The organism is Hyphomonas sp. UBA4494 (assembly GCF_002388935.1).
In the GTDB taxonomy this organism is placed as follows: domain Bacteria; phylum Pseudomonadota; class Alphaproteobacteria; order Caulobacterales; family Hyphomonadaceae; genus Hyphomonas.
In genome coordinates, this window is record NZ_DGNK01000042.1 from 108427 (window position 1) to 131648 (window position 23222).

Below are 23222 nucleotides of genomic sequence, written 5' to 3' on the forward strand. Positions count from 1 at the left end.
TAGGACAGGCGGAACAGTTCGGGGTCCATCCGGTCGGTGACCAGTTCGCGGATCGCGGCGGGCTTGATGCTCTTCAGGTCGAGATCGCCGGTCAGCGCGCCGAGGGCATAGCCGCGGTCGGGGTCTGGGGCGCTGCGAAAATAGGATACGATCAGGCGTAGCTTGCCGTTACGCGAAGGCGTTAGGACTAGTCGGTCAAGAAGCTCTGCGAAGGCCTGCATGCGCCTAAGATAGAGCCGTCGCGCCAAGAATCCATCTAGGGGAGCTCTCCATGAGCCTGAAACTGCACCACCTCAACGCCTCGCGCTCGCAGCGCATTGTCTGGCTGCTGCTCGAACTCGGCGTGCCGCACGAGATTGTCCACCATAGCCGCGACCCGGAAACCCGGCTGGCCCCGGCGGCGCTGCTCGCCATTCACCCGATGGGCAAGTCGCCCCTGCTGGAAGATGGCGACACGGTGATCGCAGAGACCGGCGCGATTGCCGAATACCTGCTGGCCAGACACGACCCGGACCATGCGCTTCACCCGCGCGCGGACTCGGCTGATTTCCCGCGCTACCTGGAATGGGTCCATGCCGCCGAGGGCGCGATCTTCCTGCCGGGCCTGTTCCGCTTCTACCTGATGAATGCGGGCCTGCTGGACACGCCGCTGGCCGCCTCCATGGAGGCCGAACAGGCCAAGGCGATGAAGACGATCGAGGGGCATCTGGCCAAACACACCTATTTCGCCGGCGACAGCTTCACCGCCGCCGATTGCCTGATGGCGTTCCAGGTCCAGTCCGCCGCGGCCATGGGCGCGCTGGATGCCTTGCCCGCGACCAGGGCCTGGCTGGAAAAAGTGCAGGTGCGCCCGGCCTACAAGTCGATGCTGGACGTGGGGGTCTAGGGACCCACGGCCGACATGTCCGCCGCTCCGGTGGAGGCTGGGGGTTCTTGCCGTTAGACCGCGGAGCCCCGCGCCTGTGCTTCGACTTCGCTCAGCATGAGCGCGTCAGGATTTCCGCACAAAGCCAACTCATCCTGAGCGAAGTCGAAGGATGATGGGGGCGGGGGCAGCAGTCAAAGCCGGACTGGCGCGAACCATCCGGGTATCTCGTAGCCGGCCCCTCACAGAGCCGTCGGCGCAGCGGGCGCCGTGGCGCTCCGCCTTGATTGTGTAGATGGCTACGGAGTGGAGCGTTACCGCCCGCCGCGCCGGACAGGAGTTTCAGCGAGCACCCTCATGGGGGCCCATGGTCCCGGGTCTTCGTTACCGGCGCCGCGCGAACGCTTCCACCGTGCTTTTGACACGTATGGCCCATCCGGGAGCATAATGCTCCGTGCGACCGGACGAGGCGGTTTCCCAACTTGCTTTCGCAAGCTCACCCTGGCCTGACTTGCCTAGGCGCGCATCGGACCGTATCTCCGACCCGCACCATCCTGACCCTGCAACCCACAACCAGAACGGTACCTGATCCGGCTCCTGTGAGAGCAGATGCTTAGTATGGGGCGGGGAGTTCTCAGACGGATTGAGGGTGGCATATTGTAGGAAGCACTTCGCGAGCCAGCCACGCTGCCTTCCCGATACGTTTGCGGTTAGGAAAGTTGATCTTCCATCGCTGTTTGCAAGCACTCTCCAAGAAAATTGTTTATCTCAGAAACGATTAACTTGAGAAACTCTAGCTTCTCCTCGATCCAGTCTCTGCCCTTCGCCTTACTGACATCAAACGAGTGCATCAATTCATTTCGAGTCGATACAAAGTCATCTAAAGGAATACGAATATCATCGTGACATAGGTTGGTCTTAGACAAAGCAATTTGGAGATTGTCCGAGTGGATGACAAAGTTCGCAAAGCCGTTGGCCCCAATTCTTGATAGGCAGCTGTTCAGCTCAGAAAAACGGAAATTGTTATGCAACTCTCGACAAATGCTTTTGTCGAAATGCGGGGGTATGGTGAGTGAACTGTGATATTGCAGCTCTTTCATTGCATCACTAACGCTATCAAGAATTTTTGATTCTTCTTTTCCGGCTCTAGAGACGCGGTCGGCAACGACCTGAATGTGAAAACGTCGAAGCTTTTCGTCAAGTTGTCCAATCGAGCCCGATATTTTGCAGCACTCTTCTATAAATGACTCCATGAGCTCGTGAACATATGATTCGTACACGGCGTAGCTGGTTAAAATGATCGAGCTGTTCAAAATGTTCCTGTGCGTAGCCGGAACTGAGTTGTAGATGTCCTCAAATGAGCGCTTTATGTTTTGCAACTCGGTATTGTGACCCTGGAGGCTTAATGGCGGCGAAATGAAGTCAGTGGAAATACTCAGCGAGACGCTGATTTCTCGGATTGATTCGACAAAGGCGTCTTGAACCACACTGCTAATCATTGAATCGACGACTTCAGAATGTTGTGTACCTTGGCTATTCTGTCTTTGGTGTCTTCTGCGGTGTTCGCACGGCCTACCAGAATATCGTAGTTCGCGGGATTGCCGGTGAAATCGGACAGATCTTTTTTTGCGACTTTCGTATTTGCAAGCAATTGACTACGTTCGGCCTCGTTTAATCTGCCGAGGCCGCACATCAGTGCGTCCTGAAAAGGGATCGATCGTTTGGCGGTGCCGGTAGGTGATACTACATCAAACGGTTCTTTCCCTCCGATCTTCACAGCTGCATCAAGGCACTTCATGTAGTGGTTTTTAAGCTCAGCGCACTTCTCTTTTGCGAAAGACATGCCCGTCTCGGCTGTATTGTTAAGCACCTTTTGCATCGAGCCCTTGATTTGTTCGGGATCTTGTAGCGCGAAAAATCGAAGAACAATCTGGCAATCGCCCATGGTCCTATAAAGCACATTCTTTTGCCGACGAGGATTATCGTAATAATCGCCTTTTGTATTTTCCGTATAAGGTGGGATTCCCCAAATTTCGGTGAAGAGAGGTTCGCGAGTAAGCTCAATGATCATGTCGTTGAAATTTCCAGCATATATCGCGTTTCTGATTTCCTGTGCATTTAGCTTTTGACCGCCAGTGTTCAGGCGTTCGAAAACTTCTTTGCGGATTGTCTTCGATTGGTCCTTATTTTCTGCGCTTTCTGCTAGAAGAACGATCGCGGCGATAGAGGCTCGATCCAAAGTTCGCCTGATTTTTTCATCAAGATCGGTACGCCTACTGCCGTTCAGTTCAGGGAGCTGTTTGAGGCCGGTTAGCTTGAACGAATTTTGATAGAATTCGCGAATGCAGTTTAGTCTTTGCTGGCCATCCATAACTTCGTACTGTGCGAAATCGCTTTCGTAAAAAAATACCGGAGGTATCGGAATATTGAGAAGAAACGACTCGATCAAAGCGGACTTTTTCTTGCTGTCCCACCGCAAGCGTCTTTGGTACTCAGGACGAATGTTTACTATATCTCCTTTGCTCAACAAATCGTCGATCTGTGGAAGATGATAGTTAGTTGTCTGATAGACAATTCGAAATTTCGGATAACGGGCTGGCGGGGAACTATCATTGTCTTCCGAACTGTCGTTCTCGTCCTCGTCAAATCCAGTATAAGTAGAATCGTCTTCCATTAAAGTCTCAACTCCTCATCTCTCAACCGCTTCTTATGGTTATTAAGACGCGCGGTTTCTTCAAATTCAAGCTCCGCGGCGGGCGCGCACATTCGCATTTTAATCCCACAACGGCAGCTTTTTAGGTTGTCTCCGGATTCACCGGAAAGTGGCAAGACTTTTGTTTTGCTCCAGTCCGAGAATGTTTTGCGTAGCTGTTGTGCAGTCGAAGCAACAAGTTATTGCCGCTACTGCACCCTCACCCCATCTCTTCCTCATAGCCGACCAGCCGCAGCGGTTTGGCGCGGCGGCCTTCGAGTTCGGCCCAGCGGACGAGGGCGTCTTCGCGGCCATAGGTGATCCAGAGTTCCTGGGGGTCGACTTCGCGGACCGTGTCGGTCAGCTCATCCCAGTCGGCATGGTCGGAGATGACCAGCGGCAGTTCGACGCCGCGCTGCTTGGCGCGCTGTTTCACGCTCATCCAGCCGGACGCAAAGCCGATGACCGGATCGGGGAAGCGCTGGGCCCATTTGCCTTCAAAAGCGCCGGGCGGGGCGACAATGATCTCGCCCCGGAACACTTCGCGCGCCGATTTTGACATATCGTCCAGTGTCGCCGGGCGCAGCTCGCCAAGGCTGACGCCCGCGGCCTCATAGACCTTGCAGAGCTTTTCCAGGCTGCCATGAATATAGATCGACCGGTCATGGCCCGCCATGCGCAGGTGCTTGATGACGCGCTGGGCCTTTCCCAGCGAGTAGGCGCCAATGCAATGGGTGCGGTCCGGATTGTCTGCGACCGAGCGCATCAGACGGTCAATCTCGTGTTCCGTGGGCGGATGGCGGAAGACAGGCAGGCCGAAGGTCGCCTCGGAAATGAAGACATGCGTGTTCTCGACCGGTTCGAACTGGGGACAGGTCGGATCCCAGCGGCGTTTGTAGTCGCCGGTAAAGACCATGCGCAGGCCCTTGTGCTCGACCACGACCTGCGACGAGCCGAGGATGTGGCCCGCCGGGGAGAGCCAGACCGTGACGCCATTGATCTCGATCGCCTCGCCATATTCGACCGCTTGTGTCTGCTTGGCGAAACTGTCGCCATAACGCGCGGCCATGATGGACAGCGTGTGGGGATGGGCGAGCACTTTGCCATGGCCGCCGCGCGCATGATCGGAATGGCCGTGGCTGATGACGGCCCGGTCCACCGCGCCGCGCACAGGGTCCAGATAGAAATCGCCCGGCGGGCAATAGAGGCCTTTGGGGGTCGGGTGGAGCAGGAGGTCTGGCCGCAGCATGCCTGCAATGTAGGCGGTGTGGCCGAACGGGGAAGGGGCTGGGTGTGGCCCCTTCCGAAATGCTGGCAGCTGGGGTAGGCGACGGGGTCGCAATTCAGACGTCCGGGAGTCCCTCATGCAAATCGGCATCGATTTCGGAACATCGAACACATCGATTGGATATTCCGGGCCACAGGGCATCCGCCTGATTGAGCTGGAGCCGGACGCGACGTCGATCCCGACAGCGGTGTTTTATGGGCTGGCCTCTGGAGAGTATGCCATCGGGGCCGAAGCCGTGGCGGCCTATGAAACGGGCGAGGAAGGCCGGCTGATGCGGTCGATCAAGTCCGTGCTCGGCTCGTCGCTGATTGATGAGACGACCGATGTTGGCCGCCGTCGCTTGCCGTTCCGGGACGTGATCGCGCATTTCCTGCGCCGGGTGATCGCCCGGGCGGAAGCCGAGACAGGCGAGCGGGTGGAGTCAGTCGTGCAGGGGCGACCGGTCTCGTTCAATGACCGGGACGCCGACCTTGACCGACGCGCGCAGGCGATCCTGGAATCCTGTCTGCGTGATGCTGGCGTGGCGCATGTGGAGTTCCTCGATGAGCCTGTGGCGGCGGCACGTTCGGTGAGCTTTCCGAGCGGTCGGGAAAAGCTGGTCTTCGTCGTGGATATCGGCGGCGGTACATCGGATTTCTCGGTCGTGCGAATCGCGCCGGACAATGACGGTTTTGATGTGCTGGGCAGTACCGGCCTTTATGTGGGCGGCAATGATTTCGACCAGAAGCTGAGCTTTTTCGAGCTGTCGCGGCTGCTCGGGCATGGCGAGACGCTGGAGCTGAACGGCTTGCCGGTGCCGTCTGCGCCGTATTCGATCCTGTCGGACTGGAAAAGCCTGAACAAGCTCTATGCCCGGGACGTGCAGAAGCGGATCGGCTGGATGGTGCAGAACAGCCCGAACAGCCGGGCGATCCGGGCCTTCGATTATCTTGTGCGCCACCATGAAGGCCACGCCTATGCGAAGCGGACCGAACAGATCAAGATTGACCTGAGCGACACCGACCAACAGGCTTTCGTCTATGACACTCCCGATTTGCGGCTGGAGCGCGTGGTAGAGCGCCAGGCGTTCGAGGGCCTGATTGACGAAGCCGTGTCACAGATGGATGCGGTGGCAGTGGATTGCCTGAACAAGGCGGGTGTGTCGCCGGACCAGATCACCGACATTGTCATGGTGGGCGGGTCGACCTTCATTCCGCTGGTGCAGGCCCGGTTGGCGGGGCGGTTTGGCAATGCTGTGGTCTCTGAGAGTGACCGCTTCGGCGCCGTTGCCAAGGGCCTGGCGGTACATGGGCAGCGCAATCTATGACAGGCGTGTGCAAAAGGTCGGCCTTTCGCCCATGATGATCAGGCAGCGATAAAGGGCTGGCCCGTTTTTCAGAAACAGGAAGTCGTCATTGACGTGTTCCAGGTCAAACCCTGCATCCAGCAGATCCTGAAGAGGTGCTCTGTCGGACAGGATCGCGGTAGAAGTGACGGACGGAGCGGTCGCAGGCATTTGGGTGCATGCGCAAAGCGTCAGCGCAGCAGCGGTCAATGAGGCGAGGACGGAAGCGCGTAACTTCATGTTGTTTCCTTCTCCAGACGATTTCGATTTCCCGCTATGATAGCGCGCTGTGCGCTTAAAGGAAGAAGTTTCGAAAAACATATCCAAACTGAGTCGAAAGCTGTCCCGCCACACTTGCGACACGGTCATCTGTGCATAAAGTCAGGCCGATCCAGAGGAGAATCACGCATGCGCGCAATCCGGAAATGTCTCGTATCCCTGTCTGCGCTGGCTGTGCTGGCCACGCCTGCTCTGGCTGAAGAGGGCGGATCGACACAGGCGCTGGATGATGCGCTGGCGGCCGGCTACAAGGCCGGGTTCATCTGCTCGTCCACCTTCAATGCGGGGCAGACGCTGGAGGAAATCCGCCAGAACGAGTTGTCGGGCATTTATCCCGACTACCAGCGCAGCTTCGACAAGCTGCCGGACGCGATGATCGACCCTGTGCGCAAGCTGGTTTCGGTGACCTATTCCAACACGATGCCGCCGCGCATGGCGGCCTGGCGTCCCGGTTTCGGCTGTACCCAGCTGCCGGTGGGCGCAGAAGAGGGCGCACTGAACTTCCTGCCGCGCTTTGCCGCCTGGCCGGACTTCACCGGCGAGGACCGGGGCAGCGCCATCGGCTCAAATGTTAAGGTGCAGTTGCGCATCGAAGAAGCCGAGCGCCTCGAAGCGCCGGTCTCGTTTGCTTTCGACGAGCGCAGCTATGGCAATGGCACACGCACCAGCGCCGTGGTTGTCGTGAAGGACGGACAGGTCGTGGCCGAGCGCTATGCTCGCGGCATTGATCATGAGACGCCGCAGCGGACCTGGTCGGTGGCAAAATCGATTTCTGCGACGATCCTCGGCGCAGCCCGGCGGAACGGGCATATTGATCTTGATTACCCGGCCGTCATCGCCGACTGGAACAATGGCGCGGACCCGCGCCGCGAGATCACGTTGCGCGACCTACTGCAGATGGCGAGCGGGCTCGACAGTGGTGAAACCGGTTCGCGCACGGACCGGATCTATTTTGGCGGCGGACGCGTGGTCGATCAGGCCGCCTCGAAAGTTATGGAAGCCAAGCCGGGCACGCGGTTCAAGTATTCCAACAATGACACGCTGATCGCGATGCGCTCATTCCGGGAATCTCTGGGCGCGGATGATTCCTATCATCGCTTCCCGTATGAAAAACTGCTGCACAAGATCGGCGCGGTTCACACGACGCTGGAAGTGGACTGGAATGGTGACTTCGTTTCGTCCAGCCAGGTCTGGTCTACGGCGCGCGACCTCGCCCGGGTCGGCCAGCTCTACCTGCAGGACGGTGTGTGGGGCAATGAGCGCCTGCTGCCGGAAGGCTGGGCACAATTCGTTTCGGCCCCCGGACCAGCACAGCCAACCAGCGGACCCGGCTATGGTGCGCAATTCTGGCTGATGAATGATGCCGAGGGTATTCCGGCGGGCACCTATTACATGGCGGGCAATCGCGGCCAGTATGTCGTGATCGTGCCAAGCATGAACGCCGTCATTGTGCGGCGCGGCTTTGATGTGATTGGCGGGGCGCGGTTTGATATCAACGCGTTCACGCGCGACGTGCTGCTCAGCTTGCAGGCGGCAGAGGACGCCCGCGCAGAAGAGGCAGCCCAGCGCGAGCAGATCGAGTTGGAAATCCAGGCCACAATCGATGCGCGCCGGGCCCGTTCTGATCGCGCGAAGGATGCCATCCGCGCAGAAATCCTCGAAAAGTACGGCCTCGAGGAATAGCGCCTATCTGGAGCCGGTCCCGGAATTCGGGATCGGCGTCAGGTTCGAGATGAGCTGCCTGTCGGATTGGCTGAAGCTTTTCATCATGGCGGAGCCTTCGACGGTTACATCAAGACTGGCCACATGGGTGCGACCATCCGGGGCGCGGTCGCACGCGACTTTCATTTCGAACTGTTTGATCGTCGCGACAGGCATTGGCTTGAACGGCTTTTCCGCCACCATTTCATAATTGAGGATGCCGGGGGCAGTTTTGTCCACGACGACTTTTCCGATGAGGTGCTTGTAGACCTTGTCCATGTCATCTGGCTCTGCGCCGGGCTTTGGCCGAAAGCTGTAGGTGGCGGTGGTGTCTGTTTCACTGACAAGTTTTGCATCGGCGGCGGGAATGTTCTCGGCAAAATCCTGACACCAGATTTCGCCGTCCGTATTGGCTTTCATGTTTTCGACCCGCTTGGCGAAGTCTTCGCTCCAGTCTTCAGGCTCAGGTGAGATCACGCTGAGGCGCTCGCCTTCCGGCTGGCTTGGATCGACCCGCATGAGCGCGTCCACCTCGTCACTGGAAAGCGTCAGATCAAACGCATAGAGCGGGCCGTCGGCAGAGGCGGAGAGGGCTTGTTCCAGGGGTGATTGGGCAAGGGCAGGGGCCGCAAGCGCGATCAGGCTGGCGGAGACGGCAAAGGAGCGGAACATGGCGGGTCTCATGATAGTTGTCTGAAAAAGAGGTTTGGCCTGAGGCAAGCTGAACGCATAGTGAAAGCAAGCCGATTACTGCAATTCTTGCGAGATCTTAATTTCAATCATGGCTGATTCCGCCGTTTCCCCATTCCTGCTGCCAGAGCCTTTCGAGGCCTGGTTTGCCGGGCGTGGCTGGAAGGCGCGGCCGCACCAATTGGCGCTGGCCGAGAGGTCGCTGAGGGGCGAAAGCGCGCTGCTGATCGCGCCGACCGGCGGCGGCAAGACGCTGGCGGGCTTTCTGGGCAGCCTGATCGAACTGAGTGAGCGCAAGCGGGCGGCAAACTCTGACCGGCCTGCTTTGCACACGCTCTACATCTCTCCGCTGAAGGCGCTGGCAGCAGATGTGCAGCGCAACCTGATGGGGCCGGTCGAGGACATGGGGCTGGGCATCAGGATCGAAAGCCGGACGGGAGATACGCCTTCCCATGTGCGTCAGCGCCAGAGACGGACGCCGCCGGACATATTGCTGACCACGCCGGAACAGCTCGCGCTGTTTCTTGCCTCCGATCATGCCAAGGAATTCTTTGCCGACCTCAAATGCGTGATTGTGGACGAGATCCATGCGATGGCGGCCTCGAAGCGCGGCGACCTTTTGGCGCTCGGCCTTGCGACGCTGGCAAGCTGGGCTCCAGCCTGCCGCTTCATTGGCTTGTCTGCGACGGTGCGCGAGCCGCAATCTCTGGCCGACTGGCTGGATGTTCGCTCCGGCGCAGGGGAGGTACGTATCCTGACCGCTGAGGGAGGTGTCTCGGCGGATGTGGATATCCTGATCTCGAAACAGCGAATTCCGTGGTCGGGGCATTCCGGGCGATTTGCCGTGCCGGAAGTGTATGAGGCCATCAAGAAGGCGACGATGACGCTCGTCTTCGTCAATACGCGCAGCCAGGCCGAGCTGATGTTTCAGGAGCTGTGGCACGCCAATGAGGACGGGCTGCCGATTGCGTTGCATCATGGCTCACTCGCGCGGGAACAGCGCACCAAGGTCGAGGCGGCGATGGCGGCTGGCGCCCTGAAGGCGGTGGTCTGTACGTCCACGCTCGATCTCGGCATCGACTGGGGCGAGGTGGACCTCGTGATCCAGATGGGCGCGCCGAAAGGGGCCGCGCGCCTGATCCAGCGCATCGGCCGGGCCAATCATCGGATGGACGAGGCTAGCCGGGCCGTCCTTGTGCCAACGAACCGGTTCGAAGTGCTGGAGTGCCGTGCGGCAGAGGCAGCGGTCGAGGCCGGCGAGATTGACGGGGAAGGGGTCCGCGAGGGCTCGCTAGATGTGCTGGCGCAGCATGTCATGGGCCGGGCGTGTGGCGACGGATTCCGTCTGGAGGAACTCTATGAGGATATTATCCGAGCCGCATCCTATGCGTGGCTCGACTGGGAGACCTATGAGCGGATCGTCGATTTCGTGGCGAGCGGGGGCTATGCGCTGAAGACCTATGACCGGTTCCACCGCATTGTGCGGCGGCCCGACGGGGTGTGGGTGGCGCGCACGGCCCGCGACGCGCAGGCCCACCGGATGAATGTCGGCGCAATTGTGGAATCGCCCATGCTGGCCGTGCGGCTGGCGCAATTCATCGGCAAGGAAAAGCCGGGCGAAAAGCGCAGCGTGCGGGCCGGACTCAAGCTGGGCGAGATGGAGGAGTATTTCCTCTCCACCCTGACGCCGGGCGATACATTTCTTTTCGCGGGCGAAGTGCTGCGGCTTGTCGGCGTGGACGGTATGGATGCGCTGGTTGTGCGCGCAGTCGGCGACCGTCCGGCGATCCCGTCCTATAATGGCGGCAAGTTTCCGCTGACGACCTTCCTGGCCGATCGCGTCCGCAAGATGATTCATGATCCGGCGCAATGGGAGGGGTTGCCCGACCCTGTGCGCGAATGGTTCGAGGTCCAGAAGCTGAAATCCACCATTCCGCCAGCGGATCATTTGCTGGTCGAAACTTTCCCGCGTGCCGACCGGCATTACCTTGTCTGCTATCCGTTCGAGGGGCGACTGGCACACCAGACGCTGGGCATGTTGCTGACGCGGCGACTGGAGCGGATGGGCGCAAAACCCACCGGTTTCGTCGCCAGTGAGTATGCAATGGCGGTGTGGGGCATGGAGGACATGTCCAAAGTGGACATGGACGCACTGTTCCATCCGGACATGATGGGCGACGATCTTGAAAGCTGGCTGGATGAGAGCGCGCTGATGAAGCGGACCTTCGGTCATTGCGCCCAGATTTCCGGCCTGATCCACCGCAACCTTCCCGGCAAGGAGAAGAACTCACGACAGGTGAGTTTTTCCTCCGACCTGATCTATGACGTGCTGCGCAGCCATGAGCCGGACCATATCCTGCTGCAAGCCGCCCGGCAGGACGCGGCGACGGGCCTGCTGGATGTACGCCGCCTGTCAGATGCCTTGGTGCGGATCCGTGACAAGATCGACCATCAGGCGCTCACCAAGATCAGCCCCTTCGCCGTACCCGTCATGCTGGAAATCGGCAAGGAACCGGTTTCAGGCGCATCCGTGCAGGACGCCATCCTGGGCGAAGCGGAAGCCGATCTGGTCAGAGATGCTATGGGCTGACAGATTACGGCAATCGTCATTTGACCCCCGGGCCATTGCGGGCCAGATTCCCGATCCATGACTGCCGCTGCCACGAAACCCGTTGAAACCCATCTGCACCTTGCCGGGGAGCTGCTGAGGCCGCTGCCGGAGGGGGCGTTGTGGTGGGCGGCGGAGCGGGTGCTGGTCGTGTCCGATCTCCATTTCGAGAAGGGCAGTGCCTATGCGGCGCGGGGGCAGATGCTGCCGCCCTATGATACGGGCGCGACGCTGTCGCTGGTCGAGCGGCTGTGCGCCACCCTCCAACCGAAGACGGTGATCTCGCTCGGCGACAGTTTCCATGATCGGGCGGCCGAGCTGCGCCTGCCGGAACCCTATGCCCGGCGCATTCAGGCGCTGACATCGGCGCATGACTGGGTCTGGGTAGAGGGCAATCATGATCCGGACCCGCCGGCCCATCTCGGCGGCCGCGCCAGCAAGGTGCTGCGCATCGGGCCGCTGGTCTTCCGGCACGAGCCGACGGGGGAAATCGGCGAGGTGTCCGGGCATTTGCATCCGGCAGCCAAGATCATCGGGCGGGGGCGTTCGGTACGGCGGCGCTGCTTCGCCAGCGATGGCGCACGGCTGGTGATGCCCGCCATGGGTGCCTTTACGGGCGGACTGAACGTGCTGGATGAAGCGTTCGCATCGATCTTCCCGGAAGGGGCCATGGCCTTCGCATTGGGGCAGGAGCGGGTGTTCATGGTGGCCGCCAAAAGCCTTGTGGCCGATATGCCACGCGGCGCGCGCTGGAAATTCTGAGCGGCTAATATCGTTTGTGCATTGCACAAAAGCGTGCCATACGCCGCTGTAGCAGGGCGAATAGCTGCTGCTCTCGCATTGATCGTTGCCTTTTCCGGGTTCGCGTCGAGTGCGCCAACAACCGGGATGCCGATCAAAAGCAGGCTTCCTAAAATTTAGAGCCTAACAGGGCGCGCGGACTTTTGAGTCCGCTGGGCGCCCGCACATGAAAGTATTGATTTGACACAGTTTACCGAACTCGGCCTCGCCGAGCCCGTCCTCAAGGCGATTGCTGCTGAGGGCTATACCAAGCCGACTCCGATTCAGGAACAGGCGATCCCGACACTGCTGGAAGGCCGCGACCTTGTGGGCATTGCCCAGACCGGCACCGGCAAGACCGCAGCTTTCGTGCTGCCGCTGCTCAGCCGTATGGCCTCCAATCCTGGCCGCCCTGTCTCCAAGGCGGCTCGCATCCTGATTCTGGCGCCGACGCGTGAGCTGGCCGCCCAGATTGCCGAAAGCGTGCGCGTTTATGGTAGCCAGATGAAGCTGACCACGGCGATTGTCGTGGGCGGCGTGAAGCCCGGCGGACAAGTCCGTGCGCTGGCACGCGGCGTGGATGTATTGGTGGCAACACCGGGACGTCTGCTGGACCATATGGAAACCGGCGCCGTGAATCTGAGCGGTACCGAAGCGGTCGTGCTGGATGAAGCCGATCAGATGATGGATATGGGCTTCCTGCCTGCGATCCGTAAGGTGATGAAGGCCATTCCGACGCGCCGCCAGACGCTGCTCTTCTCGGCGACTATGCCGAAGGAAATCCGCTCGCTTGCGAATGATTTCCTGCGCGATCCGGCCGAAGTGACCGTCGCCACCGTTTCCAAGCCTGCCGAAAAGATCGACCAAGCGGTCTATATGGTAAAGGGTACGGCCAAGCCGCGCCTGCTGGCCGAAATCCTGTCTGAGGACGACATGGACCGCGCCATCGTGTTCACCCGCACCAAGCATGGCGCTGACAAAGTGGTCCGCTACCTTGCCAATGAAGGCCTGTATGCTGAGGCGATCCACGGCAACAAGAGCCAGAACCAGCGCATTCGTGCATTGGACAATTTCAAGAAGGGCAAGGCCCCGATCCTGGTTGCGACCGACATTGCCGCGCGCGGCATTGATGTCGACGGCGTCAGCCATGTTGTGAACATGGACATGCCGAACCTGCCGGAATCTTATGTTCACCGCATCGGCCGGACAGCTCGCGCCGGGAAAAGCGGCATTGCATTGTCTTTCGTGGGCAATGATGAGCGCGGATATCTGCGTGACATCGAAAAACTGATTGGTCGCAAGATCGACCGGATTGATCTGGACGAAGACATGGCGCTCGACCTGTCCTTGCCGGAAGAGCCGGGTCCGCACACCAAGCAGAGCCGCGGCGGCGGTGGCAGAAGCCAGGGCGGCGGACGTCGTCAGGGCGGCCAGTCGCAGAACCGTAATCGCTCCGGCAGTGGTGGCGGCAAAGGTGGCTACAAGGGCGGCAAGCCCGGTGGATCACGGGATGGCGGCGATAGAAGCGCCGCGCGTTCCGAATCCGGCGGGGGTGGCTCACGTCAGGGTGGCAACGGTCAGAAGCGCCGGAGCAAACCGAACAAGTCCTGGTCGCCCGTCAGCTAAGGCCGACTTGCACTCTTTACCCAATGTCAGCCTTGTTTCCGCGCCGTCCTTCCGCCAAGGATAGGCCGGAAACAAGGAGGATATGCCATGAAGACTGCCATCACAGAAATGTTCGGAATCGAGCATCCGATCATCCAGGGCGGCATGCACTATGTCGGGTTTGCCGAAATGGCTGCCGCCGTGTCGAATGCTGGCGGTCTCGGCATCATTACGGCCCTGACGCAGAAAACCCCTGCAGACCTCGCCAATGAGATCGCGCGCAGTCGTGACATGACTGACAAGCCGATCGGCGTGAACCTTACGTTCCTGCCGGTCGTCAACGCACCGGACTATCCAGGCTATGTGAAAGCCATCATCGAAGGCGGTGTGAAAGTTGTAGAGACCGCCGGGAACAATCCTGTGCAGGTCCTGCCGATCCTGAAAGAGCACGGCATCAAGGTGATCCACAAATGTACCGCCGTACGCCACGCGCTGAAGGCGCAATCCATTGGCTGTGATGCGGTCTCCGTCGATGGTTTCGAGTGCGGCGGACACCCTGGCGAAGACGATATCCCGAACATGATCCTGTTGCCGCGTGCGGCGGATGAACTGGAAATTCCATTCGTTTCCTCAGGTGGTCAGGCGGATGGACGCAGCCTCGTGGCATCTCTCGCCATGGGCGCGTCGGGTATGAACATGGGCACACGCTTCATCGCGACGAAGGAAGCCCCCGTGCACCAGAATGTGAAGGATGCCATCGTTGCCGCGTCCGAACTCGATACCCGCCTTGTCATGCGTCCGCTGCGCAATACCGAGCGCGTGCTGACCAATGTTGCGGTTGAGCGCCTGTTGGAAAAAGAGCGCAAGCTGGGCGCAGACCTCAAATTCGAAGACATTATCGAAGAGGTCGCAGGCGTCTATCCGCGCATCATGAAAGAAGGCGAAATGGATGCAGGTGCCTGGTCCTGCGGCATGGTCGCCGGTCTGATCCACGACATTCCGACCTGTAAGGAACTGATCGACCGAATCATGAAAGAAGCTGAAGATATCATCACAAACCGTCTGGCAGGCATGCTGTCGGGCAAGGTTCCGGCCTGATCCATTCTGAAAGAACTTTCTCATGATCCGTATCCCCCTTTTCGCCAGTGCCTGTCTCGCTCTCGCCGCCTGCGGTATGGGCGTCTCAAGCGACAATAACGCAGCATCTGTTTGCAATACCATGCTGGCGGGGGATCCGGAGATTGTGGAAGATCTCGCCGAGGACGGCGATACGATCGAAGTCTATTGCGGCTGCTACCAGACCCTGCTGGCTGATAAGTCCGAAGACGATCAGGCCGACATTTTGAAAGTCAGCCAGGTCGTCGCGGACATTCGCGAAGATGAGAGCCTGGGCCTGGAAGACGCCGCCGGTCGCCTGATGAGTGATTTCATCGAGGATGGCAGCAGTCCGGCCTATGGTATCACTCGGAGTGATTTCGAAATGACGGGCACCTATATCGATCAGGTTCGCCGTGAGCTGAACAAGGACGACAGCGCCTGCACGGTGTCCTGAATCTCAGGATAGCGCAGCCTTGATCGCGGCAGCGATTTCAGCTTCTGACATAGATTTTGTCACGGTGCCGATCACATCTCCAGAAGACCGGTCAATCAGATAGAGTTGGCCGGTCTTTATTTTGTCCGGGAAGATTTCGCGCATCGTGCCAGCGATGCCGAGCGTCTCTGCGTCTGCGAAATAGGCAGCGTCATCCTTGGATGAATAGTCAAGGGCGAAGAACTCAGCGCCGTCAAACGGGTTTGAGGCCCGCACGGTTTCGACCTTGGGATCGAGCATCTTGCAGCTGCCACACCAGCTGGCATAGCTCAGGACTGCCAGAACTTTCGTGTCTTCAGCAGGCGCAGTGATTTCCTTGACGTCAGCAAGACTGCCGGGCGCAGCCACGGATGGGCCACATGCGGCAAGCGCAGCGATAGAGATGGCAGCGAGGCTAAAGCGCATGAAATTCTCCTGACGTCTGGACAAGCAGACCTAGCATGAGCGCAGACCTTGTGGGGTCACACTTGCGTTATTCAACGCGAACGCTGGCGGCATCTGACTCTACCCGACCGATGATGGCCGCATCGACATGGCCGTGGCGGCGGAAGGTTTCCAATACCGAGTGCGCCGCCTCGGGCGAACAGGAAACGAGCAGCCCGCCGCTGGTCTGCGGGTCGCAGAGCAGGTCGGTCTCCATCGCGGACATCTGTCCCGTGACCATATGAGATACCGAATCCCAGTTGCGGCCGGACGCGCCGGTCTTGATGCCTGACTGTGCGTGGCGACGGGCGCCTTCAAAGACAGGGACCTTGTTTTTCTCGATAACGATCTGAAGGCCGGACCCGCGCGCCATTTCGCTGGCATGGCCGAGCAGGCCAAATCCGGTCACGTCGGTTGCGGCATGAACATCAGAAATTTCTGAGAGTTCCGTGCCCGGCGTATTGAGCCGTGTCGTCGAGGCGACCATTTCGTCATACTCGGCAGGGGAGAGGAGTTCCTGTTTCAGCGCGGCGGAATAGATGCCAATGCCGAGTGGTTTGCCAAGGATCAGGACATCGCCCGCCTGTGCGTTGGAGTTCAACAGCAACTTGTCGGGATGGCCCATGCCGAGGGCTACGAGGCCGTAGATTGGCTCGGCGGAGTCAATCGAATGCCCGCCCGCGATGGGCGCACCGGCGGCCTCGGCCACGCTGCGCCCGCCCGCAAGAATGGCGCGGATCGTCTCATTGGCAATCTTGCCAATGGGCATGCCGACAATGGCGAGACAAAAGATGGGTTTCGCCCCCATCGCGAAGATATCCGACAGGGCATTGGTTGCGGCGATGCGCCCGAATGTATGCGGGTCGTCGACGATGGGGGTGAAGAAGTCGGTCGTGGCAACGAGCGTGGTTGTCTCGTTGATGAGGTAGACGGCCGCATCATCGCTCTTGCCCGCGTCCACAATCAAGTCTGAATGGCCAAGTGACAGGGGCATCTCACTGAGAATATCCGCCAGCACATTCGGCGCGAGCTTGCAGCCACAGCCGCCCCCATGGGCGAGGGATGTCAGGCGGGGTTCAGTGTGATGGTCGGGCATGATGGGATCCTCTCGGGCTGCAGGCTTACCGCGCCGGGCACTGGCGGGGCAAACAAAACCTGCTAATCGAAGAGAGATGCCTTATCTCGAAACCGTTACGGATATCAGCCCGGAAAACCTGTCGCGCTACGATGCGATCATTGACGTGCGCTCTCCGGCCGAGTTCGCGGATGACCACATGCCGGGCGCCATCAGTCTGCCGGTGCTGTCGAATGAAGAGCGCGCGCGCGTTGGCACCATCTACAAGCAGGAGAGCCCGTTCCGCGCCAATCGCGTCGGTGGCGCAATTGTGGCGCGCAATATTGCGCACCACTTGGAGACCGCGCTGGCAGACAAGCCGAAGAGTTGGCGACCGCTGGTCTATTGCTGGCGTGGCGGAATGCGCTCGAACTCCATGGCGACGATCCTGTCCTCGGTCGGCTGGCCGAGCGGCGTGGTGAAGGGAGGGTACAAGACGTGGCGGCGGGAAGTCGTAACAGGGCTGGAGCATGAGGACAGCCGGCTGCCGGTGCGCCTGATCGATGGTCAGACCGGCACGGGCAAGACGGCGTTGTTGCAGGCCATTGCAGCGGCTGGCGGGCAGGTGATTGACCTTGAAGGTCTCGCCCATCATCGCGGTTCGGCTTTTGGTGATTTTGATGACGCGCCACAGCCAGCGCAGCGCTTGTTCGAAAGCGGCATCTGGCAGCAGTTGCGTCAGTTCGATCTGAGCCGTCCGGTCTTTGTCGAGGCGGAGTCCGCGCGGGTCGGCCGCTGCCGCGTGCCCCGGCGCCTGTGGCACTCCATGCTGGCGGCGCCGCGCATTGAGATGAGGGTTCCTTCAGACGTGCGGGCAGACTTCCTGCTCTCTGCCTATGAAGACATCATCCGGGACAAGGACCGGCTGATGGAAGCGCTCGCCAAGCTGAAGGGCCTGCAGTCGAAAGAGACGCTGGCCGAGTGGCAGGCATTGGCGGAGGCGGGAGACTATCGCGCGCTGGCGCGCCAGTTGATGGACCGGCACTACGATCCACTCTATGCGCGCAGCCGCAAACGGCGCGACGATGCGCCGGTAGATATGGTCAGGTTGGAGAGCCTGGATGATACGGCGCTGAAGCGAGCCGCAGAGAGACTGGTGGTCCGCGCCTAGCGTCCGCGCGCCTCTTCCGTGCCGCGCCGGGCCAGTTCGTCGGCTTTTTCATTGCCGGGGTCACCGGCATGGCCCTTCACCCATTTCCAGGTGATGTCATGGCGCTGACAGGCTTCGTCCATCGCCATCCAGAGATCCTGATTCTTGACCGGCTTCTTTGCGGCGGTCTTCCAGCCATTGCGTTTCCAGCCATGTATCCATTTGGTCAGGCCGTCTTTCACATAAGTGGAATCGACGTGCAGGGTGATCCTGGACGGACCTTTCAGCGCGTTCAGCGCCTCGATCACGGCCAGCATTTCCATACGGTTGTTTGTGGTGGCCTTGTCGCCGCCCCAGAGTTCCTTGCGGTTGTCGCCTGCCACGAGCAGGGCGCCCCAGCCGCCGGGGCCGGGATTGCCGCTGCAGGCACCATCTGTCCAGATTTCGATCTTGTCAGTCATGGCTTTCAGGTGCGGGGCTTTGGCGGGTCCGTCAAGCATCAGAAGACGCTGATGTCTGCCTCATGCAGTTGTTGCGCGGGCTTGACGATGGCGAGAAAGAGCAGGCCGCAGACGAGGCCGGCCAGCGCACCGATACAGGCGCCGGTGAGGGCTGCGCCGAGGCCGGTCAACAGCGACGCTGTCACGCCGAATCCCCCTGTCGTGCCACCGACGAGCAGGGCGCCCCAGATGCTGGCCCAGCGCAAGTAGGGCGCGCGGGCCGCGATTCCCTGATGCGGGAACCTGCCGATGGACAGACCCATGGCCAGCCATGCTGCCGGCACAGTGACGAAGAAGAGGATGAAATTGAACAGGGCCATCATGGCCGCCATCTGGATGCCCATCACGAAGCCGCCATTTGGGCGGTCGAACATGGTGGGCAATAGGCCAACCCCTTCCAGCACGCCGAAGACAAAGGTCACGACGAGGCCGATCAGTGTAACGCCGAGACACGCTGCCAGCGAAGACAGGAGCAGTCCGAGTTTTACCCGGCGGATCTTTCGGTCCGGACCGAGGGCGCGATAGTCAGCCGGACGGGCGCGATGATTGGTTCCCACCACCTCGCCATTCGGGCCGAACTCTGTCATGCACCATAGCCTTCCGCACTCGTCACCTTGCGATGAAAGGCGAGGCGGCAGGCATATTCGAGGGGATTCTTGGGCTTTACGAGGGCGCCCTCAGGCGTCGAGGTCCAGTCCACCATCCGCGTCAGGAAGAAACGCAATGCTGCGCCGCGTGCCAGCAGGGGCAGGGCGTCGCGCTCAGTTGGCTGCAGCGGGCGCACGCTCTCATAGCCTGCGATCAGGTTTGCGCCCTTGGAATAATTGTAGTCGATGGCGCCGCGCCCTGGATTGTCATCAAAGGCCCACGCATTCAGGCAGATGGCGAGGTCATAGGCGAGCGCATCTGTGCAGGCGAAATAGAAATCGATAATGCCGGAAAAGTCTTCGCCCAGGAAAAACGCATTGTCCGGGAAGAGATCGGCATGAATGGTCCCGCGCGGCAGGGTCAGGCTTTGTGGCTTGGCCTCTGCGATATCAGCAAGGGCTTCGTCGATCAGGGCTGACAAGCCGGGTTGCAGTTTTTCGGCCTCGTCCGACTGGCCTGCCCAGAGGCGCGGCCATGCCGATGGACCAAGACTGTTGGGACGGGTCATTTCAAAATCAGAAAGCGTGACATGCATCCGCGCGAGACCTTCCCCCAGACCACGGCACTGGGCGGGAGTCGGCTTTTTCGGCGAGAGTCCATCAAGGAAAGACACGATCACCGCGGGCCGTCCCTCGAGCGTGCGGAGCGCTTTGCCGTCTTTCGCGAGGATGGGCTCCGGGCAGGGGAAGCCCTTGCCCGCCAGATGCTGTTTCAGGCCAATGAAATAGGGCAGGTCATCCGCATTCACCCGTTTTTCGAACAGGGTAAGAATGAACCGGCCCGTCGTGGTTTCGAGATAGTAGTTCGAATTCTCGACGCCCTCGGCAATGCCCTTGAAAGACAGGGCCTTGCCGAGATTGTATTCGTCGAGAAACGCCGCCAGCGCGTCGTCTGAAACCTGAGTGTAAACAGCCATGAAGACCGATTAGGCGGTCTTGGCGACCATGTCACGCTGCAGCGTCTTCCCAGCCAGCAGATAGTGGATTGCTGCCCAGCCATAGATCGATGCGAAGATGATAATCGACCATTGCAGGCCGCGTGCGTCGGCGCTGGTACAGGCGGCAACCTGGTCGGCGCTGAGGCTTGCAGCTTCCTTGCAGAGGTCCAGTGTCAGACCGAGATCGGCACCCGACAGCATCATCGTCTTCAGCACTGTGGACAACAGACCGATCAGGGTGGGGCCAAGGCCGAGTCCGATCAGGTTGACGGCAAAGAGCGTGATGGCCACGGCGGTCGCCCGCGTGCGCGCATCCACGACGCCGGCTGAGACGGCATACATTGGCCCGAGATAAAAATAGTGCAGCATGGCGGCGGCCATGAGCGGTGGCAGCATCAGCGCGACCGACGGGCTGAGATAGCCGAGCCAGTAGAGCGGCACCGACAGGCCCATGCCGAGAGCAGGCATCCAGGACAGGGCCGTCGGGTAGCGTTTCGCGAGGCGATCAGCGAGGAAGCCAGATAGGAACACACCAATGGCAGCCATCAGGCCCAGCACCAGAGAGAAGATGAGGGCGGCTTGTGTGAGGGTCAGTTCATGCGTGCGCAGCAGGAAGGAGGTGGAGAAGGCCGCGATCCCGTATCCTGCAAATGAGGCGAGCGCTGCGCCAAAGACGACATGCACATAGGTCGGCTTCTTGCTGAGCTTCTTCAGTGCGGCGCCGAAGGATTCCCGTTCCGGCTTCGCAGCATTCGGCGGATCGGTGTAGCCGCGCGGCGGCTCCTTGACCGTGAGGCCGATGATCAGCGCGAACACCAGGCCGGGCAGGCCGACCGCAATGAACGCAATGCGCCAGCCTTCGAGGCTCTTCCAGTCGATCATGTCGGCGACCCAAGTCCAGCCCCAGCCTTCCAGCAGGGCGTGGACATTCTCGCCCGTAACATAATCATTGATCGGGCCTGCGGCGAGACCGGCGCACATGCCACCAAGCGGCACGCCAAGCGCGTAGATTGAGGCGGCGGTCGCCCGACTACCGGGCTTGAAATAGTCGGCGATGACAGATTGCGCCGGCGGCGTACACCCTGCCTCACCCACTCCGACCAGAAGGCGGAAGGCAAACATGGTCGCGAAACTGACGGCAAATCCGCAAAGGACGGTCATCAGGCTCCACATCGTCAATGAGGCCACGATAATCATCATGCGGCTCGTCTTCTCCGAAAAACGGGCAATCGGAATACCGAGCGTGGTGTAGAACGTGGCGAATGCCAGACCCCCGAGCAGACCCATCTGCCAGTCTTCCAGACCAAGGCTGTTGCGGATCGGATCGGTCAGGATGCCGAAGATGGACCGATCAATGAAATTGAAGATGTAGACGATGAGCAGGGAGCCGAGCACATAGGCGCGATATCCCTTGGTGCGATAGCCGGTTTCAAAACCGGGTTTCTCGTCGAGCGCAGCGGTCGTGTCTGTCATTCTACTTGTGTCTTTCCGTCGCTGTGTTTCAGGAATTCATGTCGGCGGCTGGGGAATCGGGATTGTACCGATCCCTCATGAATGAACGCGAAGCCATGAAGTAGCAAAATGCGGCGACGATGAAGAACAAGACCGTCGCGGCCATGGAGTGGCGCAGGCCATTGGCATAGGCGCGGCAAAGCTCAGGGCCTTCCGCGCCGAGGGCAGCCGGGTCCGTGCCGCAGAGGCGCGGATTGAAGGCGTCCGCAAAGGCTGACAGGCCGGCTTTGCCGATTTCCTGTCCCATGAAGAAATCGCTCATCGCCCCGACAAAGAGCGGGCCAATGCCATTGCCGATCAGGCTGACAATCAGCAGCAGCACGGCAATCGTGGTGGCGCGCGACTGTGGGCTGACAATGGCCGTGCCGACCATGTACTGGCTGGAAAGATAGGCGTAGTGCATCGTGCCCGCGATGATCCACAGACCAAAGGCGATCTCGATGGTCGGGGCGAAGAAGGCACCAACATAGGCGGGCACGGCAATCAGCAGGCCGACACCGGGCAGCCATGCCGAGATCGTGGAGTAGCGGCCTGCGAGCTTTTCCGAGATGTACCCGCCGAGGAATGTGCCGAGAGCGGCAACTGCAGCCAGCGGCGCGCCATAGAGTACGGCAGCGTCGCGCACATCAATACCATGAACGCGCTGGAGGAAAGGTGCCTGGAAGCTGATCAGTCCATAGCCGACAAAGGCCACCAGAGCGGCGCCGAGCGATAGCCACCAGAATGTCGGCTTGGCAGAAAATTCACGGAAGGCATCAAAGAAAGGGGCCTTGCCATTGCCCTTTGCCGAGGGCGGGTCGGAATAGCCGCGGGGAGGTTCCTTGATGGTGAACATCAGGATGATCGCGATCAGCACGCCCGGCGCGCCGACAACCACAAACGCGATACGCCAGCCTTCCACGGTCGACCAGTCGAGATTACCAAACAAACCCCCAAGACCGAGCGAACCGATCCAGTTGCCGAAATCAGCCCCCTTGATGCCGGCAATCGTGCCGCCGAAGAGTTGCGCAAGCACGCCGCCAAGCGTGACGCCCATGGAATAGATGCCGAGCGCACCCGCGCGGCTTTTCGGGGGGTAATAGTCAGTGATCAACGAGTTGGCGGGCGGTGTGCAGCCTGCTTCGCCGACGGCAACGCCGACGCGAAAGACGAGTAGCCAGATGAAGCCTGAAGCGACCCCGCAAAGCGCTGTCATGACGGACCAGACGATGATGCAGAGCGCAATGATCAATACGCGATTGGCGCGGTCAGCCCACATCGCGATCGGAATGCCCATAGCGGCATAGAACAATGCGAAGGGCGGCCCGGACAAGAGGCCCCATTGCGTGTCATTCAGCTGAAATGTGTTGATGATCGGCTGGGCAACGACCGAAATGAGCGTTCGGTCGATGAAGTTCAGCGTGTAGACCAACATCAGGGCGATCAGCACATAGGTGCGATACCCTTTTGAACCGAAGCCTGTGATGTGTCCGCCCGTGGCCGTTTGGCCAGCTGTCGTGTCGGTCATCCGCCGAAAATCCTCCCGAAAATACCGGGCGCGTCTTGGCGGCGCCTCTCTACATGTCCCCCTACGGT

General features: G+C 60.1%; 21 protein-coding genes and 1 pseudogene. 9 read left to right on the forward strand and 13 right to left on the reverse strand.

The genetic code is table 11. From position 1 onward, the window contains the following. Window positions 1-221: pseudogene (locus B2P82_RS16215) on the reverse strand (cisplatin damage response ATP-dependent DNA ligase); the annotation flags it as partial. A 50-nt stretch (window positions 222-271) separates the two neighbouring features. Between B2P82_RS16215 and B2P82_RS16220 the strand changes: the two are divergent. Further along, a complete protein-coding gene (locus B2P82_RS16220; RefSeq protein WP_290498062.1) occupies window positions 272-886 on the forward strand; it encodes a glutathione S-transferase family protein in 615 nt (204 codons plus the stop codon). 689 nt (window positions 887-1575) lie between these two features. Here the strand turns inward: B2P82_RS16220 and B2P82_RS16225 are convergent. The 3 genes from B2P82_RS16225 to B2P82_RS16235 form a co-directional block, all read right to left on the reverse strand. Continuing rightward, on the reverse strand, window positions 1576-2364 hold the full coding sequence (locus B2P82_RS16225) for an MAE_28990/MAE_18760 family HEPN-like nuclease (protein WP_290498064.1): 789 nt from the start codon (window positions 2362-2364) through the stop codon (window positions 1576-1578). Beyond that, window positions 2361-3539 carry a DUF262 domain-containing protein gene (locus B2P82_RS16230; protein WP_290498066.1) on the reverse strand — a complete coding sequence of 393 codons (1179 nt, stop codon included), beginning with the start codon at window positions 3537-3539 and terminating at the stop codon, window positions 2361-2363. Before B2P82_RS16230 ends, B2P82_RS16225 begins: the two co-directional genes overlap by 4 nt. Window positions 3540-3777: 238 nt before the next feature. Beyond that, the gene (locus tag B2P82_RS16235; protein ID WP_290498067.1) at window positions 3778-4806 is read right to left on the reverse strand and encodes a ligase-associated DNA damage response exonuclease; all 1029 of its coding nucleotides are present in this window, start codon (window positions 4804-4806) and stop codon (window positions 3778-3780) included. Between the two features lie 115 nt (window positions 4807-4921). Between B2P82_RS16235 and B2P82_RS16240 the strand changes: the two genes are divergently transcribed. Beyond that, entirely contained in the window at window positions 4922-6151 is a 1230-nt protein-coding gene (locus tag B2P82_RS16240; RefSeq protein ID WP_290498071.1) for an Hsp70 family protein, read from the forward strand. On the opposite strand, the gene B2P82_RS16245 is transcribed toward B2P82_RS16240, so the two are convergent. Then, window positions 6146-6409, reverse strand: coding sequence for a hypothetical protein (locus B2P82_RS16245; RefSeq protein WP_290498072.1), 264 nt, complete (start codon window positions 6407-6409; stop codon window positions 6146-6148). The genes B2P82_RS16240 and B2P82_RS16245 overlap by 6 nt on opposite strands. Window positions 6410-6577: 168 nt before the next feature. Here B2P82_RS16245 and B2P82_RS16250 point away from each other — a divergent pair, with 168 nt between their 5' ends. Further along, window positions 6578-8131, forward strand: coding sequence for a serine hydrolase domain-containing protein (locus B2P82_RS16250; protein ID WP_290498075.1), 1554 nt, complete (start codon window positions 6578-6580; stop codon window positions 8129-8131). Window positions 8132-8134: 3 nt separating this feature from the next. On the opposite strand, the gene B2P82_RS16255 is transcribed toward B2P82_RS16250, so the two are convergent. Further along, complete coding sequence (locus B2P82_RS16255) at window positions 8135-8821, reverse strand: hypothetical protein (protein ID WP_290498076.1); 687 nt, start codon at window positions 8819-8821, stop codon at window positions 8135-8137. Window positions 8822-8930: 109 nt separating this feature from the next. On the opposite strand from B2P82_RS16255, the gene B2P82_RS16260 reads away from it, so the two are divergent. From B2P82_RS16260 to B2P82_RS16280, 5 genes are all read left to right on the forward strand, one after another. Next, complete coding sequence (locus tag B2P82_RS16260) at window positions 8931-11429, forward strand: ligase-associated DNA damage response DEXH box helicase (RefSeq protein WP_290498078.1); 2499 nt, start codon at window positions 8931-8933, stop codon at window positions 11427-11429. Window positions 11430-11486: 57 nt separating this feature from the next. Beyond that, on the forward strand, window positions 11487-12209 hold the full coding sequence (gene pdeM, locus B2P82_RS16265; RefSeq protein WP_290498079.1) for a ligase-associated DNA damage response endonuclease PdeM: 723 nt from the start codon (window positions 11487-11489) through the stop codon (window positions 12207-12209). A 219-nt stretch (window positions 12210-12428) separates the two neighbouring features. Further along, entirely contained in the window at window positions 12429-13853 is a 1425-nt protein-coding gene (locus B2P82_RS16270) for a DEAD/DEAH box helicase (RefSeq protein ID WP_290498080.1), read from the forward strand. Between the two features lie 87 nt (window positions 13854-13940). Further along, window positions 13941-14930, forward strand: a complete 990-nt coding sequence (locus tag B2P82_RS16275; protein ID WP_290498081.1) for an NAD(P)H-dependent flavin oxidoreductase — start codon at window positions 13941-13943, stop codon at window positions 14928-14930. Window positions 14931-14952: 22 nt separating this feature from the next. After that, window positions 14953-15384 (forward strand): hypothetical protein, encoded by a 432-nt coding sequence (locus B2P82_RS16280; RefSeq protein WP_290498082.1) that lies wholly within the window; start codon window positions 14953-14955, stop codon window positions 15382-15384. A gap of 3 nt (window positions 15385-15387) precedes the next feature. Here B2P82_RS16280 and B2P82_RS16285 read toward each other — a convergent pair whose 3' ends face one another. Together B2P82_RS16285 and selD are read right to left on the reverse strand one after the other, a co-directional pair. After that, the gene (locus B2P82_RS16285) at window positions 15388-15828 is read right to left on the reverse strand and encodes a thioredoxin domain-containing protein (RefSeq protein WP_290498083.1); all 441 of its coding nucleotides are present in this window, start codon (window positions 15826-15828) and stop codon (window positions 15388-15390) included. Between the two features lie 67 nt (window positions 15829-15895). Continuing rightward, a complete protein-coding gene (gene selD / locus B2P82_RS16290) occupies window positions 15896-16942 on the reverse strand; it encodes a selenide, water dikinase SelD (protein ID WP_290498085.1) in 1047 nt (348 codons plus the stop codon). 76 nt (window positions 16943-17018) lie between these two features. Here selD and mnmH point away from each other — a divergent pair, with 76 nt between their 5' ends. Continuing rightward, entirely contained in the window at window positions 17019-18071 is a 1053-nt protein-coding gene (mnmH, locus tag B2P82_RS16295; RefSeq protein ID WP_290498086.1) for a tRNA 2-selenouridine(34) synthase MnmH, read from the forward strand. Here mnmH and rnhA read toward each other — a convergent pair. From rnhA to B2P82_RS16320, 5 genes are read right to left on the reverse strand one after another with little or no spacing between them, the layout of a single operon-like run. Then, complete coding sequence (gene rnhA / locus B2P82_RS16300; RefSeq protein ID WP_290478605.1) at window positions 18068-18511, reverse strand: ribonuclease HI; 444 nt, start codon at window positions 18509-18511, stop codon at window positions 18068-18070. The two genes, mnmH and rnhA, sit on opposite strands and share 4 nt — an antisense overlap. A 38-nt stretch (window positions 18512-18549) precedes the next feature. Continuing rightward, the gene (locus B2P82_RS16305; protein ID WP_290498087.1) at window positions 18550-19137 is read right to left on the reverse strand and encodes a hypothetical protein; all 588 of its coding nucleotides are present in this window, start codon (window positions 19135-19137) and stop codon (window positions 18550-18552) included. Next, entirely contained in the window at window positions 19134-20114 is a 981-nt protein-coding gene (locus tag B2P82_RS16310) for a homoserine kinase (protein WP_290498089.1), read from the reverse strand. The genes B2P82_RS16305 and B2P82_RS16310 overlap by 4 nt, the downstream gene beginning before the upstream one ends. A 9-nt stretch (window positions 20115-20123) precedes the next feature. Then, window positions 20124-21608 carry a spinster family MFS transporter gene (locus tag B2P82_RS16315; protein ID WP_290478608.1) on the reverse strand — a complete coding sequence of 495 codons (1485 nt, stop codon included), beginning with the start codon at window positions 21606-21608 and terminating at the stop codon, window positions 20124-20126. 28 nt (window positions 21609-21636) lie between these two features. Further along, a complete protein-coding gene (locus B2P82_RS16320) occupies window positions 21637-23154 on the reverse strand; it encodes a spinster family MFS transporter (RefSeq protein ID WP_290498090.1) in 1518 nt (505 codons plus the stop codon). Window positions 23155-23222 lie beyond the last annotated feature (68 nt).